Origin of the sequence: Micromonospora sp. CA-240977, from assembly GCF_050942285.1 — a bacterium.
Lineage (GTDB): Bacteria > Actinomycetota > Actinomycetes > Mycobacteriales > Micromonosporaceae > Micromonospora.
In genome coordinates this window covers 2,511,099-2,527,051 of the sequence record NZ_CP192055.1, presented here as the reverse complement: position 1 = coordinate 2,527,051, position 15,953 = coordinate 2,511,099, and the positions used below count along the sequence as shown (strand labels likewise).

The following is a 15,953-nucleotide window of genomic DNA, read 5'->3' as shown; positions in this document are numbered from 1 at the left end:
TCACGTCAACGAATCGAAAGTCGTCAAGATTCAGACGAAAGTACGGCCTCAGCCGCGCGTCGGGGTGAAGTGTGCCGGGGGCATCGCGCACTCGCGCAACGTCGGGTCCCGCTCGACGTCGGTCAGCACACCGGCGGCGTTGATCAGGCCGATGTGCGAGAACGCCTGCGGGAAGTTGCCCAGTTGTTCGCCGGTGAGCGGGTCGATCTGCTCGGCGAACAGGCCCAGGTCGTTGACCCGACCGGCCAGATCACGAAACAACTCGTGCGCCCGCTCCCGCTCACCGCCCAACGCCAGACAACTCACCAGCCAGAACGAACAGATCACGAAGCCCGCCGGGTCACCGTCCCAGCGGCGCAGCAGACCCTCGTGCGACAGCCGCCGCTCCACCGCGCGGACCGTCGAGCGCATCCGCGGGTCGTCGGCCCGCATGAACCCCACGAGCGGCATCACCAGCACCGACGCGTCCAGCTCGTCGGAATCGAAGATCCCGGTGTACGACTGGAGCCGGTCGCTCCACCCCCGCGTGAGGACCGCCTGGCGCACCTCGTCCCGGGCCGCCGTCCAGCGGGCCAGGTCCTGCGGCTCACCGAGCCGGTCGCCGAAGCGGACCGCCCGGTCCAGCGCTACCCAACACTCCACCTTCGAGGACACGTGGTGGTGTTGGACGCCCCGCTCCTCCCACATCCCCGCGTCCGGCTTCTTCCAGTCCTGCTCGGCCTGGTCGGCGAGCAACCGGAGCAGGTGGTAGACCTCCGGGTCGAACGGCTCCAACTGGTCCCGCATCAGCCAGGCGGCGTCCATTGCCGCGCCGTAGATGTCGTTCTGCCGCTGCCGCCAGGCGTCGTTGCCGGTCACCACCGGCGGGCTGTCGCGGTAACCGCCGAGCTGGTCCAGCCGGTGCTCGGTGAGGTCCCGCTCCCCCAGCACCCCGTACATGATGGGCACCGGCTGGTCGTCGATCCGGCCCATCGCCCGACCCAACCAGGCGAACTGTCGCCGCACCTCGTCGAAGCACGCCGACCGCCACAGCGCCCGCAGGGTGTGGCTGAAGTCGCGTACCCAGACGTAGCGGTAGTCGTAGTTGCGATCGCCGCCGAGCTTCTCCGGCAGGGAGGTGGTCACCGAGGCCACCACCGCGCCGCTGGGCCGGTACGTCATGCCCTGCATCACCAGCCCGCTGCGCCGCACCTGCTCGGCGTAGAGGCCGTCGTAGTCGTGCTCGTCGGTCCAGGACCGCCAGCCGGCGACGGTGTCGGCGATCGTCTGGTCGGCGTCCGGCACCTCCGGCCGTGGGGCGTCGTAGGTCGGGGCGTACCCGAGGGTGAAGTTGTGGGTCGTGTCGGCGCGGACGGTGAACGTCGCTGCGGCATCGCCGTCGTCACCGCACGACAACGGCATGCTGCTGCGGAACGTGAGCCGTGCGGCCCCGGCGATGGCCTCGAGCATGTCCTCCCGCTCGACCAGGTACGCGATGGTGCGCCCGTACTCGAAGCGCGGCCGGTAGTGCACCCGCATCGGCACCGCACCGGTGAGCCCTCGCACGCTACGGACCAGCACCTGCGGGGAGCGCAGCCCGATGTCGTGACCCCGGCTGCCGGGCTCGAAGGCGAGCGCGTCGGTGAGCGCGACCTCCCCCTGCGCGGTGCGGAAGACGGTGCGCAAAACAAGGGTGTCGTCGAGGTAGCAACGTTGCACCGTGTAGTCGCCCTCGGGCCGGATCGACCAGTGTCCGGCGTCGTCGTCGAGCAGCCGGCCGAACACCGACGGGCCGTCGAACCGCCCCGGGCACCACCAGTTCACCGAGCCCGAGGCGTCCACCAGCGCCGCGCTGCGGCCGTCGGCGAGGAAACCGTAGTCGCTGATCTGTCCGCTCTCCACCTGACTGCCTACCCGGGCCGTCCGTACCCATTCCCCCAGGTCGGGGATGACCCGCGCCGCGCTGGCCGGTGTTACCGGTCGACACGGGTGGGAACCCGGCGGGTTGACGAGGGAGGATGCTCATGACGTCAGCTTCGGGGCCGACCGCCGCGTGGCGGCCCGGCACACAGGACGGCAACCTGCTTCCAACCGGACCGGCCGGTCGCCTCTCGACACCGGGCGGTAACGGCCACGGGCCGGAGACCGGCCCGCCGACAGTGACGATCGGCTCGTACCCGGACTATCCGACCGCGCAGCGGGTGGTCGATTATCTGGCCGACAACCGTTTCCCGGTGGAGCACACCGCTATCGTCGGCACCAACCTCACCCTGGTGGAGACGGTGCTCGGGCGGATGACCACAGGTCGCGCCGGACTGCTCGGCGCCGGCACCGGCGCCTGGTTCGGGCTCTTCATCGGCCTGCTGTTCGGCATCTTCACCGTCGGCAACTGGCTGGCGGTGATCGTGGTCGGGCTGGTCATCGGCGCGATCTGGGGCGCCGTGTTCGGTGCCGTCGCGCACGCGATGACGGGCGGGCAGCGGGACTTCACCTCGGCCAGCTCGCTCCGCGCCGGCCAGTACGCGGTGACCGTCGACGCGCAGCTCGCCGACCAGGCCCGACAGCTGATGGGTCGGATGCAGATGCCCGGCTCGCCGGCCACCGCCCGCTGAGCGACGATCGATCGGCCGCCCCGGCAGCACGCCGGGGCGGCTCGCTCAACCACCGTTGCCGTGTGTCGTGTACGTCTGCTCGCCGGCGCGAATGTCGACCTCGACCCGGTTCTCCGGCGGCGCCAGGGGGCAGGCCCAGCGGTCGTCGTAGGCGCAGCTCGGGTTGTAGAGGTAGTTGCCGTCCAGCCGGACCCGGTCGCCGGGCAGCAGCTCGACGCCCCGGCCGAACGTGCCCTTCACCGTGTCGGTGAGGTACCGCCCTCCCCCGTAGCTCCCCTGCCCGCAGGTGCCGTCGCGCAGCGGAACGAACAGCCCGCCCCCGTACGCCTCGATCCACCACAGGGTCAGCGGACCCCAAGGCGTCTCGGCCACGGCGACCCGCCGGTACGCGATCACCCCGTCCGGGCCCCCGGTGTCGATGCGCAACTCCCCGCTGGCCGAGCGCAGGGGCGCCTCCACCACGGCCTCGGGATTGGGCGGGAAGTAGCGCACCCCGGAAAAGCCGGGCCGGTCCGCCACCGGGATCGGGCTCTGCGGGTGGGTGGCGAACAGCTCGTCGCGGCCGGCGCGGAAGCCGGCCAGGTCGACGTCGGACAGGTACAGCCGGGCAACCCGCTCCCGCCAGTCGGCCAACTCCAAATCGCTCAACATGCTGGGGACTCCTGATCGAATGACAGCTCTCCGGACCGGACGGGCTTGCCGCACGCCCGGCAGCGCACCTCGGCGACGAAGACCTCACCGCACACGTCGTGGGTGAAGTCGACCCGGGGCACGTCACTCTCGCTGTACGTGTCACCCCAGCGCTTGAGCACGAGGATGACCTGCCCGAGGTCCTTGCCCTTCTGGGTGAGTTCGTACCCCGCGACCTTGCCGTTCTCGGTGGCACGGGCCTGGAGGATGCCGGATTCGGCCAGTTTTCGCAGTCGGGCGGCGAGGACGTCCCTTGGCGCGCCGACGGCGCGAAGGATCTCGGTGTACCGCGACGCGCCGAATGCGAGCGCTCGCACGATGTGCAGCGACCACCTGTCGTTTACCGCATCCAGCGCCACAGCGAGAGAGTCCCGCTCTGGTTTGATTTTCAAACCGTCGGTGCTACGGTTCGTTTGGTTGGACATTCAAACCACACTACCCGAGGAAGCACCCATGACGTCGCCATCCGGTCCACGTACCGACGAGCCGTCGCCCGTCGTCACCCAGCGCCGAGCCTGGACCACGCTCGTGATCACCGGGCTGATCATCGGCACCGCGTTCATCGCGGTCTATGTCGGACTGCAACGCAGCCCCCAGCCGAGCCAGCTGCCGATCGCCGTGGTCAGCGCGCAGCTGTCGAACACCGCACGGGCGGGGTTCGGCAACGCCGTGGCCGTTACCGAGGTCGCGAGCGTCGCGGACGGCGAGGCCCTGGTGCGACACGGCGACGCCGTGGCCGTCCTCGGCGCGACCTCCCCCACCACGCTGACCCTCGACTACGCCGGCGCGAGCGGGTTCAGCGAGAGCGGCGCCGCGCGTCAGCTCGCGGCCGGTCTCGCCGAGAAGGCCGGGGCGACCGTCCAGGAGAACGACATCGTGCCGCTGACGACCTACGACAGCCGAGGGCTGTCTGGCTTCTACGTGGTGTTCGGCGTCACCCTCTCGTCGTTCGTCCTCGCTCAGGGGCTCACCGCGGCCACCGCGAAGGTGCGCCTGCGCCACCGCCTCTACGCGATGGGCGGATTCGCCGTCCTGATCGGTGTGATCGCGGCGACCGTCGCGGGTCCGGTGTACGGATCGCTGACGGCCCCGTTCCCGCTGCTCGCCCTCTCGCTCATCCTCCTGTCCGCCGCCAGCGCCTTCACGACGAAGGCGCTCGGGGCCTGGCTCGGCCCGGCGGGGATCGCCCTCGCCGTCCTCACTCTCACGACCATCGGCAACGCGACGAGCGGAGCCGCGATCGGGGTCGACCTGCTACCCGGATGGGCGCAGGCGATCTCGGCGAAGCTGCCACCGGGCGCGGCCGTGCGGGCGGTCAACAACTTCGGCTACTTCGACGGCGCGCACACCGTGACGCCCCTCGTCATCCTCGCCACCTGGTTCCTGGCGGGCCTCGGTCTCGTCCTGCTCGCCCAGCGCCGCGCGCTCGTCGCCCGCAGGGCAAAGGCCCGCCCGGCCGTCAGCGCGGCGGCCAGTTGGTGAGGACGGCGTCGAGGGCGTCCAGGGTGCGCGACCACGAGTCGTCCGCGGCCCGCGGGGTGTGCCGGAAGCCGCCGGTCCTCTCCAGGCTGACGAACCCGTGGAACGTGCTGTGCATCATCCGGACGGCGTCGGTCTGGTCGGGCTCGGAGAGCCGGTAGCCGCGCAGGATCGCCCGGGTCATCTCGGCGTGCCGGACGCCCGCGCTCGCGGCGGCGGTCTCCGGGTCGAGGTCGATCTGCATGGCGGCGTAGCGACCCGGGTGCTGTCGCGCGTAGTCCCGGTACGCGTTGGCGAAGGCCACCAGCGCGTCCTTGCCGGCGCGGCCGGCGAGGGCATCGGCGACCCGGTCGGCCAGCTCCGCCAGCGCCAGCAGAGCGATCCTGACCCGCAGGTCCTGTGCGTTCTTGAGGTGGAAGTACAGGCTCGCGTCCTTCACGCCGAAGTGCCGCGCGAGCGCGGCGACCGTCACGTTCTCCACGCCCACCTCGTCGGCCAGCTCGGCCCCGGCCAGCGTGAGGCGCTCGACGGTCACCCCCGCACGTGCCATGCAGCACACCCCAAACCTAGCCTGGTTAATTGTTTGCCTAGGAGAGCTAGGCTACTACCTATGTTAGCCGTTACCGAATCCGTCATCCGCAGATCCTTCGTCAACTGCAGTCAGGGTGAGGCGAAGAGGCTGACCGTGCCGAACGATCTGGCCACGCGCCAGTGGGACGACCTCGACTTCCTCGGCTGGCGGGACCCGGCGGCGCCGCAGCGGGGTTACCTGCTCGCCGAATTCGACGGCCGGCTCGTCGGAGTGGTGCTGCGGGCCGCGACGCACCAGACCGGGCGCGTGCGGCGCAGCATGTGCTCGCTCTGCCTGACCACGCACCTGAGCGACGGCGTCTCGCTGATGACCGCCCCCAAGGCCGGTCCGAGTGGACGCCAGGGCGACTCCGTGGGCACATACATGTGCTCCGACCTGGCCTGCTCGCTCTACGTGCGGGGGAAGAAGCACGCCGGGCCGCCGATGCCCGAGCCCCTGCCCCTGCCGGAGCGGATCGACCGCGTCCGGGCCACCCTCACGGCGTTCATCCGGAAGGTCAACGGGTGAGCTGACTGTCGGTGGCCAGGCGGGCGTGCAGGTGCTCGTCGTAGCGGCGACCGTCGCCGTACCGGTACGACTCGCGCAACGTCCCCTCGGCGAGGTAGCCGGCCCGCTCGGCCACCCGGCAGGACGCCGGGTTGGCCACCGCGTGGCACAGCTCCACCCGGTGCAGCCGCAGGTCGGTGAACGCCCAGTCGGTGAGGCGGACCACGGCCCGCACCGCCACCTGCCGCCCGCGCGCCGCCGGCGCCGTCCAGTAACCGATGGACGCGTCGCCGTGGTGGATGTGGTGCAGCGACACCGAACCCAGCAGTTTCCCGTCGGCCGCCGAGGTCACCGCCAGGGAGACGTGGTCGCCGGCGGACCAGTCGGCCCGGCGGCGAACCCAGAGCAGCGCGACCTCGTCGTCGATCGGGCCGCCGCCCTGCGGGTTCCACTGGGCGATGGCCGGGTCGCCCAGGGCATCGCGCACCGCCGGAGCATCCCCGTCTCGCCACGGGCGCAGCAGGAGGTCGGCGTCGGTGAGTTCCACGTGTTCCACGAGGCGGGAGTCTCGCACACCGGGCCAGCACCGCGCCGCCGGTTTCGCGTCCATCTCCTTAAAAATTGCAAGAGTCGTCCGTTCGACAGCGAAAAGGTGACCCAGGCAACGCTCAACGGAGGTAGTTAAATTTTGAAGTAGTGCTACTGTCGTGGTCATGACCGAGAGCCTGGACCGCGCCCGAGAGGTCGCCTGGCGCGCCTACATCGAGGCCAGCCAGCGTCTCTACACCCAGCTGGAAGAGGACCTGCGCGCCGACAGCGAGCTGAGCTTCGCCGACTACCACGTGCTGGTCCTGCTCTCCGAGGCGCCGGGGCAGCGGCTGCGGATGGGCGAGTTGGCCAACCGGCTCATCTTCTCGCCCAGCCGCCTGACCTACCAGATCTCCTCCATGCAGCGCCGTGGCCTGGTCAGCAAGGAGCCCTGCCCGGACGACCGACGGGGCAGCGAGGCGGTCCTCACCGCCGCCGGGCTGCTCGCCCTCTCCGAAGCCGCGCCGCACCACCTGGCGTCGGTCCGGGCCCATCTCATGGACGACCTCGACGACGCCGAGGTCGCCTGCCTCACCCGGGTCTTCGACCGGCTCGGCCGCCGCCTGCGAGCGGCCCGAGCCGCCTCGTCCACCCACGCCACCCGCTAAGGAGCCCCCCGATGCCCGCGATTACCGTCGACAACGTCGTCGTCCTGCCGCGCCTGCCCCAGCTCGGCGACAGCACCACCTTCCGCCCGGTCCGCAAGGTGACCACCGCGCCCAGCGGCTTCGAGGGTGAGGGCTTCCCGGTCCGTCGAGCCTTCGCCGGGGTGTCGACAGCCGACCTGGACCCGTTCATCCACCTCGACCAGATGGGCGAGGTCGACTACGCGCCGGGCGAGCCCAAGGGCACGCCGTGGCACCCGCACCGCGGCTTCGAGACCGTCACGTACATCATCGACGGCGTCTTCGACCACCAGGACTCCAACGGCGGTGGCGGCACCATCACCGACGGCGACACCCAGTGGATGACGGCGGGCAGCGGCCTGCTGCACATCGAGGCGCCGCCGGAGCACCTGGTGGTGAGCGGTGGGCTCTTCCACGGCACCCAGCTCTGGGTCAACCTGCCCCGCTCGGCCAAGATGAACCCGCCCCGCTACCAGGACATCCGGGGCCGTCAGTCGGCGCTTCTCACCACGCCCGACGGTGGCGCGCTGATCCGGGTCATCGCCGGTGAGATCGCCGGGCACCGCGGCCCGGGTTCGACCTTCACGCCGATCACCATCACCCACGTCACGGTGCAACCGGGGGCGCAGGTCGATCTGCCCTGGCAGCCCGACTTCAACGCTCTGGTGTACGTGCTCGGCGGTCGCGGCACGGTCGGCACCGACCGGCGGCCGGTACGCACCGGCCAGCTCGCCGTGCACGGCCCGGGCGACGCGCTGCGGTTCAGCGCCGACACCGCGCAGGACAGCAACACCCCGGCGCTGGATCTCTACATCATGGGTGGCAAGCCGATCCGGGAGCCGGTGGCGCAGTACGGCCCCTTCGTGATGAACACCCGCGACGAGCTGCTCCAGGCGTTCGAGGACTTCAAGGCCGGTCGGCTCGGCGTGATCCCCGCCGAGCGGTTGCCGCACACCGACGGCCAGGGCGCGCGGCCCTGACCTGAGTCAGCGAGATCGCCGCCTGGGCGCCCCGTCGATCGGACGGGGCGCCCAGGCGGGTCAGGAGACCGCGAATATCCCGGCGACACCCAGAATCACCATCACCAACACCGCTACCAGCGCACCCCGTTCGCTCTCCACCGCCGGCTCGCGGTACTCGGTCACGGGATTCGTCGTGTCGCGGGGCATGGTGTGGTCTCCTCGGCTGTTGTCGCGCCGTTTCGATGGCGTTGGCCAGGTCACCGGAGCGCCGGGCTGGCGTGCGGACCCGCGTCCGGGGTCCTACCGTGAGGACGTTGCCGACCTCCAGGGGGGCTGGACGTTGCCGTCGCAGGACTGGTTCCTCACCGCGCAGGAACGCGCCAACCCGGTCTCTGGGTTACCCGTCTGGACCAAGGGAAACCTCGCTGAGCCGTTGATTCACGGTGCCGGGTACTTCGACCGGCTGGTCGACGAGGTGCAGGCACTGGGGTCGGGCGACCACCTGTTCTTCACCGACTGGCGCGGCGACCCGGACCAGCGGCTGCGTCCCGACGGCCCGACCGTGGCCCAACTCTTCGCCCAGGCCGCCCAGCGCGGCGTGGTGGTCAAGGGCCTGATCTGGCGCTCGCACCTCGACACGCTCGCCTACAGCGAGGCGGAAAATCGCGACCTCAGCGAGACGATCTCCGCGGCCGGCGGTGAGGTGCTGCTCGACCAGCGGGTCCGGCGGGGCGGCTCGCACCACCAGAAGCTCGTGGTGCTGCGACACCTGGGCGCGCCCGAACGGGACGTCGCGTTCGCCGGCGGGATCGACCTGTGCCACAGCCGGCGCGACGACGCCGATCACCACGGTGATCCGCAGCCGGTGCAGATGTCGCCCCGGTACGGGCCCAACCCGCCCTGGCACGACGTGCAGCTCGCGGTGCGCGGCCCGGTGGTCGGCGCGTTGGACACGCTGTTCCGGGAACGCTGGACCGACCCGATGCCGCTGGACTCGGAGAACCCGATGGCCTACCTGCGGGACCGGTTGCGCGGCGCGGACCTGCGGCCGGACCCGCTGCCCGAGCAACCCGCCGACCCGCCCGAGTGTGGTCCGCACCAGATCCAGGTGCTGCGCACCTACCCGGCCGTCCGCCCGCGTTACTCGTTCGCGCCCAACGGCGAGCGGACCGTGGCCCGGGGCTACACCAAGGCGGTACGTCGCGCCCGCCGACTCATCTACCTGGAGGACCAGTACCTGTGGTCGGCCGAGGTGGCGGACCTGTTCGCGCACGCGCTGCGGGACAACCCGGAGCTGCACCTGATCGCCGTGGTGCCACGGCACCCGGACGTGGACGGCAGGTTCGCGCTGCCGCCGAACATGGTCGGCCGCGAGCAGGCGCTGTCGCTGTGCGAACGGGCCGCCCCCGACCGGGTGCACGTGTTCGACGTGGAGAACCACGCCGGCGGCCCGGTCTACGTGCACGCGAAGGTGTGCGTGGTCGACGACGTCTGGGCGAGCGTGGGCAGCGACAACTTCAACCGCCGGTCCTGGACGCACGACAGCGAGTTGTCCTGCGCGGTGCTCGACGTCACCCGCGACCAGCGGGCGCCCATCGACCCGGCCGGCCAGGGCGACGGTGCGCGGACCTTCGCCCGGGACCTGCGGCTACGGCTCTGGCGCGAGCACCTGGATCGGGACCCGGACGGCGCGGACGACGCCGACCTGCTCGACCCGGCGGACGCCGTCGCGGCCGTCACGTCCGCCGCCGACGCGCTCCAACGGTGGTACGACGACGGCCAGGTGGGCGAGCGGCCACCCGGCCGGCTGCGCCCGCACCGCCCCGAGCGGCTGCCGTGGTTCACCCGCGCCTGGGCGCTGCCGGTGTACCGGCTGGTCTACGACCCGGATGGCAGGCCGCTGCGGGCGAGGCTGGCCGGCACCTGGTGAGTCGACCGGATCGGCTCCGCCGCCGTGACGACCGGGTGCACGCTCAGCCCACCGGGGTAGGCGAACGAGGAGCGCGGCGAGTAGTAGCCGAAGCCGATGGTCAGCGGGTTGGCCGGGCGGAGCGCGTACATCGGGTGCCCCGGCTGGAGGAACTCCACCGACTCGATCTCGAACGGGGCGACCGGTTCGGCGACGAACGGGTAGACCGAGCTGAGCAGCTGGCCGTCGCGGCGGGTGAAGTAGCGGTGGTGCCCGCTGCTGATCGCGTGGCCCGTCTCCCCCACCCGGCACCGCGCGCGGATGAACGTCGTCCCGTCAATCTCCGTCTCGGAGAGCAGGGCCTCGCCGCTCACCTCGATCCGGGTCCGGCCGCTGAACACCGGGGCGCCGCGGGCGGCGGCGTACTCACGAACCACCCTGCTGGAGGCCACGTAGGTGGTCCACCAGCCGCCCGGGTTGAGCCCGCCGGGCGCGTCGACGCCGAGCAGCGAGACGCCGAGGTAGGTGAGTGAGTACGCGCCGAAGCCGGAGGTCTGCGTCTCGTCCTCGACGACGTACTGGTTGAGGAACACCTGGTGGTCGGGGCGCGGGCGCAGGCCCGGCGGGACCAGTGCGGCGACGGCGTCCGGGTCCGCCGGGATCCAGCTGAAGTAGAGCGTGCGACTGTTCACGACGAGCTGGGGAGCGGTTGGATCGAGCACGGTGCCTCCGAACCGGGTGTGTACACGCGACGCTACGGCGGGTCCCACCGGCGGGACAACGACGGATAGTCGACACTCCCGTCCACCTGTCGGATTTCATGTTGACCACTCGGTCGAGTCGGCTGACTGACCGGATGGTCCGGGGCGGGCTGAGCGGCTGAGGGGCGCCAACGATGGGTAAGGGCGATCACATCCCTTGCTAACCTCGCCCGATTTACGGCTTTTGTAGGCTGACACCCCTTAAGTACATCAGCCTTTCGGCTAGATTTCGGCGAGACGATCAGGCTAAGGTGAGTCCCGAACGGCCCATTCAAAGCTAAACCAAAGCGTCACACCTTTTTGTCCGCGGACGAGGTGCAGGGAGGACCACCCATGACCGCGCCAACGATCACTGAGCAGCCGAGCACCACTGCCAAGGCCACCACCAAGCTCGACCCGCGCGCGCTCACCGACAGCGCCGCCGACCTGCTCAACGCCATGGCGGCCCTGCCCGCCAACCACCCGTCGCGCGCCGCGCTGCGGGACCGGGCCATCGAGGCCTGGCTGCCACTGGCCAACCACCTGGCCCACCGCTACAGCGGCCGTGGCGAGCCGACCGACGACCTGGCCCAGACCGCCGCGGTTGGCCTGATCAAGGCCATCGACAAGTTCGACCCGTCCCGCGGCGTCGACTTCGCCGGGTACGCGATTCCCACAATCATCGGCGAGCTCAAGCGGCACTTCCGGGACCGCACCTGGGACATCCGGGTGCCCCGCCGGCTCCAGGAGCTGCGGCTGGCCATCTCCGACGCCAACAGCTCGCTCCTGCAGACCCTCGGCCGCTCGCCGACGGTCGCCGACATCGCCGCCCACCTCAAGCTCACCGAGGAAGAGGTACTGGAGGGCCTGGAGGGCGCCCGCGCCTACAACGCGGTGTCGCTGTCCACCCCGACCGGTGACGGCGAGCGCGCCACCGAGCTGGGCGACATGCTCGGCGGCGAGGACGGCGAGTTCGAGCTGGCGGAGCTGCGCGTCGCCCTTGGCCCGGCGCTGGCCACCCTCGACGAGCGCGAGCAGAAGATCCTGACCCTGCGCTTCTACGGCAACCTGACCCAGTCGCAGATCGCCGACCAGATCGGTGTCTCGCAGATGCACGTCTCGCGGCTGTTGACCCGGGCGCTGACCAAGCTGCGCGGCCAGCTCGACGGCACGTACTGAGGTAGGTCACGACGGTGGGCCGGGTCGACAGACCCGGCCCACCGTCGTACCCCCGTTGTCCCGCTCGCGTGACGGACGGGTCAGCGCTCGGCCGGCTGCCGCCACATCGGCCAGAACGGGGTGCCGTCGGGCACCCGGAACGGCTCGCCGGCCAGGTAACCGTGCTTCGCGTACAGGTCCCGGCTGCGCGGGCTGCTCGCCTCCACGTACGCCGGCATCCCGTTGGCGTCCAGCCACGCGTGGTGATGCCGCATCAACGCGCTGCCCAACCCCTCACCCTGCCGGCCCGGCTGGGTCGCCAGGAAGGCCAGGTGGTGGTGGTCCGGGTGCGGGTGATTCGCCGCGAACAGCTCGTCGAGGTGCTGGAACCGGTCGGTCCACTCGCCGCAGGCGGCGGCCAGTCGGGCGTCGTAGTCCACCGGCGGCGGAGCCGGCTCACCGACCGACGGAAACCAGACGGCGACCGAGGCCCGGTCGGCGGTGGCGTGGACCATGCCGTGCCGCATCGCGTGGCCGACCAGAATCTCGAAGTCTCCGGCCAGCACCGCCTCCCGCTTGCTCGCGTCCGGCACCAGCCAGTACGTCACCCGCAGGGCGGTGAACGCCTCGGCGATCCGGTTGGCCACCACTGTGGTCTCCTCGGGTCCGACTCGCTCGATCGTCACGCTCATCGGGTCACCTCCACCCTGGCCGCCGTGTCCGGCGTGACGGCGGCGCTCGCCGCGCCGAGGCCGATCCGGGCGTACGTGTCCGGACGGTTGTTGCGCAGCACCAGCGCCCAGCCGATGCCCAGCAGCGCGGCCACCGGGTACACGGCGGGCAGTGCCCAGCGCAGGGTGGAGTCCGGCGCGACACCGAGCAGGTTGGCGAAGTTCGACACGGCCAACCAGATGATCACGAAGAGCGCGATGGTGGCCAGGCCGGGTGCGATGGCCCGCCTCCAGAGGTTCTCGTCGCCGCCGGAGCGGACGAAGTAGCCGATCACCGCCACCGAGGTGGTGGCGATCAACAGCAGGACGCCGAACCCACCTGTGGTGCCGCCCCAGAAGAACAGCTTCACCACCGGGTCCCAGCCGTTTATCGCGTACAGCAGGATGACCACGAGACCGAGGGCGCTCTGCGCCAGCGAGGCGGCCCGCGGCGCGCCGCTGCTTGTCGAGGTCCGCCCGAACACCGCCGGCAGCACCCGCTCCCGACCGAGCGCGAACGTGTACCGGGCCGTGGTGTTGTGAAACGAGATCATCGCGGCGAGCACCGAGGTCAGGAAGAGCGCCTGCCCGATGGTGACGGCGGTGTCGCCGAGGTGCTCGGCGGCCAGGTTGAAGATCAGCGTGACGCTCTGCTCGCCGGACGCGGCGACGATCTGGTCCGGCCCGACGGCGACCGTCATGGTCCAGGACGACAGCGCGTACAGCCCGGCGATGATCGCCACCGAGAGGTAGGTCGCGAGCGGCACCGTCCGCTTCGGGTCCTTGCTCTCCTCGCTGAAGACCACTGCGGACTCGAAGCCGACGAAGCCGAGGATGGCGAGCACCAGCACCGCTCCGACGCCCGGCACGAAGAGGTTGTCCGGCGAGAACGTGGCGAAGCTGACCTCACCGCCGGCCGGGTTGCCGAGCTGTCCCAGGTCGAAGACGAGGATCACGACGATCTCGGCGACCAGCAGCGCGGCCAGGACCAGCCCGTTGATGTCCACCCGGAGCAGGCCGAGCAGACCGACCAACGCCCACGCCACAACGGCCACGACGGCCCAGTGCGGGTGTCCGCCGAAGATCCGGTCGAGCACCGGCTCGGCCGCCGCACCGATGGTGCCGTACAGCCCGACCTGGAGCGCGTTGTAGGCGATCAGCGCGACCCAGGCCGCCCCGACGCCGGCCGGCCGGCCCAGACCACGGGAGATGTAGGCGTAGAAGGCTCCGGCGTTCTCCACCCGCCGCGACATCGCCACGTAACCCACCGAGAACAGGGCGAGCACCGCGGCGACCAGCAGGAAGGCCAGCGGGATGCCGGTCACCCCGATGACGCCGTAGCCGGTGGTGACGACGCCAGCCACCACTGTCAGCGGCGCGGCGGCGGAGAGCACGAAGAAGATCACCGAGGGGATGCCGAGACGGCCTCGGGCCAGGGCTTCGGAGACGTTGCTGGGTCTGTCAACTGTCGATGTCGGGGGCATGCGACTACTCCGGTTGTCGAGGGGAGGGGTGAGGGGTTACCGGGGGAATCAGGGGATGCCGCGCAGCACTGCGGCGCCGACGGCGGCTTCGGTGTACCCGACGAGTTCCTTGAGGGGAGCTGGCAGTGCGGGGATGAGGACGTTCAGCCGGTGGTGCGCGCGGGGGCCCGCGCTCCACAGCACCTCGCGGGTCAGCCCCGCGGCCACGACCAGGCCGAGCAGCAGCGCGTCCGGCACGCTCGGCGGGTCCGGCCGGTCCAGCAGAGCCCGCAGTCGGGTGGCCGGCCAGGCGACCGCGTTCAGGTCGATCGGCAGATAGTGGACCGAGGTGCGCAGCAGCCGGCGGCTCTCCTGGCGGCGCAGCACCCCGGCGCGGGCCAGCCGCTCCCCCACCGAGGTCGTCGCGCTCTGCGCCAGGAAACTGAGCCAGGTACGCAGCTCCTGGTGCTGGGACTCGCCGATGAGCTGGTCGAGCACTGTGTGCGCCAGCGCGTCCGCCGGGGGACGCCGGTCGATGACGGTGACCCGTCCGGCCGAGATGTGGATGTGTCCGTAGATGAGCAGCTCGCCGAGCAGGCCGCCGGCCAGTCCGAGCCCGGTCGCCGCCGCGTGCAGTTTCGCCTTGCCACGACTGTCGTTGTGGGCGACCAGAAAGAACTCGTCGGCGATGAGCAACGGTCCTCCCGCACAGGTGTGTCCACAGTGATCGCGACCGGGAAAGGATGCACCGACAGCTACTGCAACGCAACTCCCAGATTTGAAAGTTGCACTCCGTGCTGGCGCCACCTGCGGATCTTGGCGTGGCAGACTCGGACGGTGACCGCCACCCCCACCAGCCGACCCGCCGCCAGCCCAACCGTGCGCCGTCGACGCATCGCCCGGGAGCTTCGTCAACTTCGGGAACGCGCGGGCATGACCCTCGATGTGGCGGCCCGCCAGCTCGACATGTCGAAGAGCAACCTCTCCCGGATCGAGAACGCGCTGATCGGCATCAAACCCCGCGACGTCCGGGCGGCGCTCGCGCTGTACCAGGTGACCGGCGCGGACGCCGAGGCGCTTATCGAGATCGCCCGAGGGGCACAGCAACGCGGCTGGTGGCAGAGCTACAGCGACGTGCTGCCCGAGTGGTTCGAGTTCTACGTCGGGTTGGAAGCGGAGGCCGCGGCGCTGCGCACGTACGAGGCCGAGTCGGTGCCCGGACTGTTGCAGACCGAGGCGTACGCCCGGGAGATCTACCGGCGCACCGCCGGCGAGGACGGCCTGGAGCGCAAGGTCGCCGCCCGACTGCGTCGGCAGGAGGTGCTGCGCCGCGACGATCCGGTCCACCTGTCGGTGGTGCTCAACGAGGCGGTGCTGTTGCGGCCGGTGGGCGGCGCCCCGGTGATGGCCGAACAACTGGCCCACATGAGTCGCGTCGCGCAGTTACCCAACGTAACAATTCAGGTACTTCCGTTCGCGGCCGGCGGGCATCCCGCGATGAGCACCCCCTACGTGCTCCTCAACTTCGCCGACGCCGCCGACGCGTCCGTGGTTTACCTGGATAACCTATCGATGGGACTGGCGCTGGAGGATGTCGACCAGGTGCTGCGGTATAGCCTTCTGCACGAGGAGCTGTGCCGCCTGGCGCTCGATCCGGCGGCATCGCTGATCCGCCTGGAGCAGGCTTCTCGTTACTTTGCGTGACCGCCTCTGCGGCACGCCGACGCAGACGAGAGGTACCAGGGATGACGGCGCACGACCTGACCCGGGCGGACTGGCGCACCAGCACGCGCAGCAGCGGCAACGGCAACTGCGTGGAGGTCGCGACAGCCGACGGCCAGGTCGCCGTCCGGGACAGCAAGGACCGCTCCGGCCCCTCGCTCGCCTTCGATTCGGTGGCCTGGCGGGCCTTCGTGCTCGGCGTCGGCGAGGTCCGCCGCCCCTGAGCCACCCGCACCG

The 15,953-nt window shown here is 70.8% G+C and carries 19 protein-coding genes; 9 read left to right on the top strand and 10 right to left on the bottom strand.

Features of this window, described 5'->3' with window-relative positions:
• Positions 1 to 48: 48 nt before the first annotated feature.
• Positions 49 to 1,881 carry a glycoside hydrolase family 15 protein gene (locus ACQPWW_RS11670; RefSeq protein WP_433131940.1) on the bottom strand — a complete coding sequence of 611 codons (1,833 nt, stop codon included), beginning with the start codon at positions 1,879 to 1,881 and terminating at the stop codon, positions 49 to 51.
• Positions 1,882 to 2,003: 122 nt separating this feature from the next.
• Between ACQPWW_RS11670 and ACQPWW_RS11665 the strand changes: the two genes are divergently transcribed.
• Positions 2,004 to 2,591 carry a general stress protein gene (locus ACQPWW_RS11665; protein WP_433131938.1) on the top strand — a complete coding sequence of 196 codons (588 nt, stop codon included), beginning with the start codon at positions 2,004 to 2,006 and terminating at the stop codon, positions 2,589 to 2,591.
• A 45-nt stretch (positions 2,592 to 2,636) separates the two neighbouring features.
• Here ACQPWW_RS11665 and ACQPWW_RS11660 read toward each other — a convergent pair whose 3' ends face one another.
• Together ACQPWW_RS11660 and ACQPWW_RS11655 are read right to left on the bottom strand one after the other, a co-directional pair.
• Positions 2,637 to 3,239: a DUF1684 domain-containing protein gene (locus ACQPWW_RS11660; RefSeq protein WP_433134284.1), complete on the bottom strand. Its 603-nt coding sequence runs from the start codon at positions 3,237 to 3,239 to the stop codon at positions 2,637 to 2,639.
• Positions 3,236 to 3,640, bottom strand: coding sequence for a winged helix-turn-helix transcriptional regulator (locus ACQPWW_RS11655; RefSeq protein WP_433131936.1), 405 nt, complete (start codon positions 3,638 to 3,640; stop codon positions 3,236 to 3,238). The genes ACQPWW_RS11660 and ACQPWW_RS11655 overlap by 4 nt, the downstream gene beginning before the upstream one ends.
• A 94-nt stretch (positions 3,641 to 3,734) precedes the next feature.
• Here ACQPWW_RS11655 and ACQPWW_RS11650 point away from each other — a divergent pair, with 94 nt between their 5' ends.
• Positions 3,735 to 4,763, top strand: coding sequence for a hypothetical protein (locus ACQPWW_RS11650; RefSeq protein ID WP_433131934.1), 1,029 nt, complete (start codon positions 3,735 to 3,737; stop codon positions 4,761 to 4,763).
• Here the strand turns inward: ACQPWW_RS11650 and ACQPWW_RS11645 are convergent.
• Entirely contained in the window at positions 4,741 to 5,310 is a 570-nt protein-coding gene (locus ACQPWW_RS11645; RefSeq protein ID WP_433131932.1) for a TetR/AcrR family transcriptional regulator, read from the bottom strand. The two genes, ACQPWW_RS11650 and ACQPWW_RS11645, sit on opposite strands and share 23 nt — an antisense overlap.
• Positions 5,311 to 5,445: 135 nt before the next feature.
• Between ACQPWW_RS11645 and ACQPWW_RS11640 the strand changes: the two genes are divergently transcribed.
• Positions 5,446 to 5,859: an FBP domain-containing protein gene (locus ACQPWW_RS11640; RefSeq protein WP_433131929.1), complete on the top strand. Its 414-nt coding sequence runs from the start codon at positions 5,446 to 5,448 to the stop codon at positions 5,857 to 5,859.
• Here ACQPWW_RS11640 and ACQPWW_RS11635 read toward each other — a convergent pair.
• On the bottom strand, positions 5,849 to 6,394 hold the full coding sequence (locus tag ACQPWW_RS11635; RefSeq protein WP_433131927.1) for a GNAT family N-acetyltransferase: 546 nt from the start codon (positions 6,392 to 6,394) through the stop codon (positions 5,849 to 5,851). The two genes, ACQPWW_RS11640 and ACQPWW_RS11635, sit on opposite strands and share 11 nt — an antisense overlap.
• Positions 6,395 to 6,551: 157 nt before the next feature.
• Here ACQPWW_RS11635 and ACQPWW_RS11630 point away from each other — a divergent pair, with 157 nt between their 5' ends.
• Both ACQPWW_RS11630 and ACQPWW_RS11625 read left to right on the top strand, forming a co-directional pair.
• Positions 6,552 to 7,034: a MarR family winged helix-turn-helix transcriptional regulator gene (locus ACQPWW_RS11630; RefSeq protein ID WP_433131926.1), complete on the top strand. Its 483-nt coding sequence runs from the start codon at positions 6,552 to 6,554 to the stop codon at positions 7,032 to 7,034.
• A gap of 11 nt (positions 7,035 to 7,045) precedes the next feature.
• Complete coding sequence (locus ACQPWW_RS11625) at positions 7,046 to 8,032, top strand: pirin family protein (RefSeq protein ID WP_433131924.1); 987 nt, start codon at positions 7,046 to 7,048, stop codon at positions 8,030 to 8,032.
• 60 nt (positions 8,033 to 8,092) lie between these two features.
• On the opposite strand, the gene ACQPWW_RS11620 is transcribed toward ACQPWW_RS11625, so the two are convergent.
• Entirely contained in the window at positions 8,093 to 8,221 is a 129-nt protein-coding gene (locus ACQPWW_RS11620; protein WP_255508778.1) for a hypothetical protein, read from the bottom strand.
• Between the two features lie 133 nt (positions 8,222 to 8,354).
• On the opposite strand from ACQPWW_RS11620, the gene ACQPWW_RS11615 reads away from it, so the two are divergent.
• Positions 8,355 to 9,944, top strand: a complete 1,590-nt coding sequence (locus ACQPWW_RS11615; RefSeq protein WP_433131921.1) for a phospholipase D family protein — start codon at positions 8,355 to 8,357, stop codon at positions 9,942 to 9,944.
• On the opposite strand, the gene ACQPWW_RS11610 is transcribed toward ACQPWW_RS11615, so the two are convergent.
• Positions 9,893 to 10,645: a hypothetical protein gene (locus ACQPWW_RS11610; protein WP_433131919.1), complete on the bottom strand. Its 753-nt coding sequence runs from the start codon at positions 10,643 to 10,645 to the stop codon at positions 9,893 to 9,895. The genes ACQPWW_RS11615 and ACQPWW_RS11610 overlap by 52 nt on opposite strands.
• 372 nt (positions 10,646 to 11,017) lie before the next feature.
• Between ACQPWW_RS11610 and ACQPWW_RS11605 the strand changes: the two genes are divergently transcribed.
• Positions 11,018 to 11,842, top strand: coding sequence for a SigB/SigF/SigG family RNA polymerase sigma factor (locus tag ACQPWW_RS11605; protein WP_433131917.1), 825 nt, complete (start codon positions 11,018 to 11,020; stop codon positions 11,840 to 11,842).
• A gap of 80 nt (positions 11,843 to 11,922) precedes the next feature.
• On the opposite strand, the gene ACQPWW_RS11600 is transcribed toward ACQPWW_RS11605, so the two are convergent.
• Genes ACQPWW_RS11600 through ACQPWW_RS11590 form a run of 3 tightly spaced genes read right to left on the bottom strand, consistent with a single transcriptional unit; the run spans position 11,923 to position 14,690 of the window.
• A complete protein-coding gene (locus ACQPWW_RS11600) occupies positions 11,923 to 12,513 on the bottom strand; it encodes a GNAT family N-acetyltransferase (RefSeq protein ID WP_433131915.1) in 591 nt (196 codons plus the stop codon).
• Positions 12,510 to 14,015 carry an APC family permease gene (locus tag ACQPWW_RS11595; RefSeq protein WP_433131913.1) on the bottom strand — a complete coding sequence of 502 codons (1,506 nt, stop codon included), beginning with the start codon at positions 14,013 to 14,015 and terminating at the stop codon, positions 12,510 to 12,512. Before ACQPWW_RS11595 ends, ACQPWW_RS11600 begins: the two co-directional genes overlap by 4 nt.
• 48 nt (positions 14,016 to 14,063) lie before the next feature.
• Entirely contained in the window at positions 14,064 to 14,690 is a 627-nt protein-coding gene (locus ACQPWW_RS11590; protein WP_433131911.1) for a GOLPH3/VPS74 family protein, read from the bottom strand.
• Between the two features lie 237 nt (positions 14,691 to 14,927).
• Between ACQPWW_RS11590 and ACQPWW_RS11585 the strand changes: the two genes are divergently transcribed.
• Positions 14,928 to 15,698, top strand: coding sequence for a helix-turn-helix domain-containing protein (locus ACQPWW_RS11585; RefSeq protein ID WP_433134282.1), 771 nt, complete (start codon positions 14,928 to 14,930; stop codon positions 15,696 to 15,698).
• Positions 15,699 to 15,739: 41 nt separating this feature from the next.
• Positions 15,740 to 15,940: a DUF397 domain-containing protein gene (locus ACQPWW_RS11580; RefSeq protein WP_433131909.1), complete on the top strand. Its 201-nt coding sequence runs from the start codon at positions 15,740 to 15,742 to the stop codon at positions 15,938 to 15,940.
• The last annotated feature ends 13 nt before the right edge of the window (positions 15,941 to 15,953 follow it).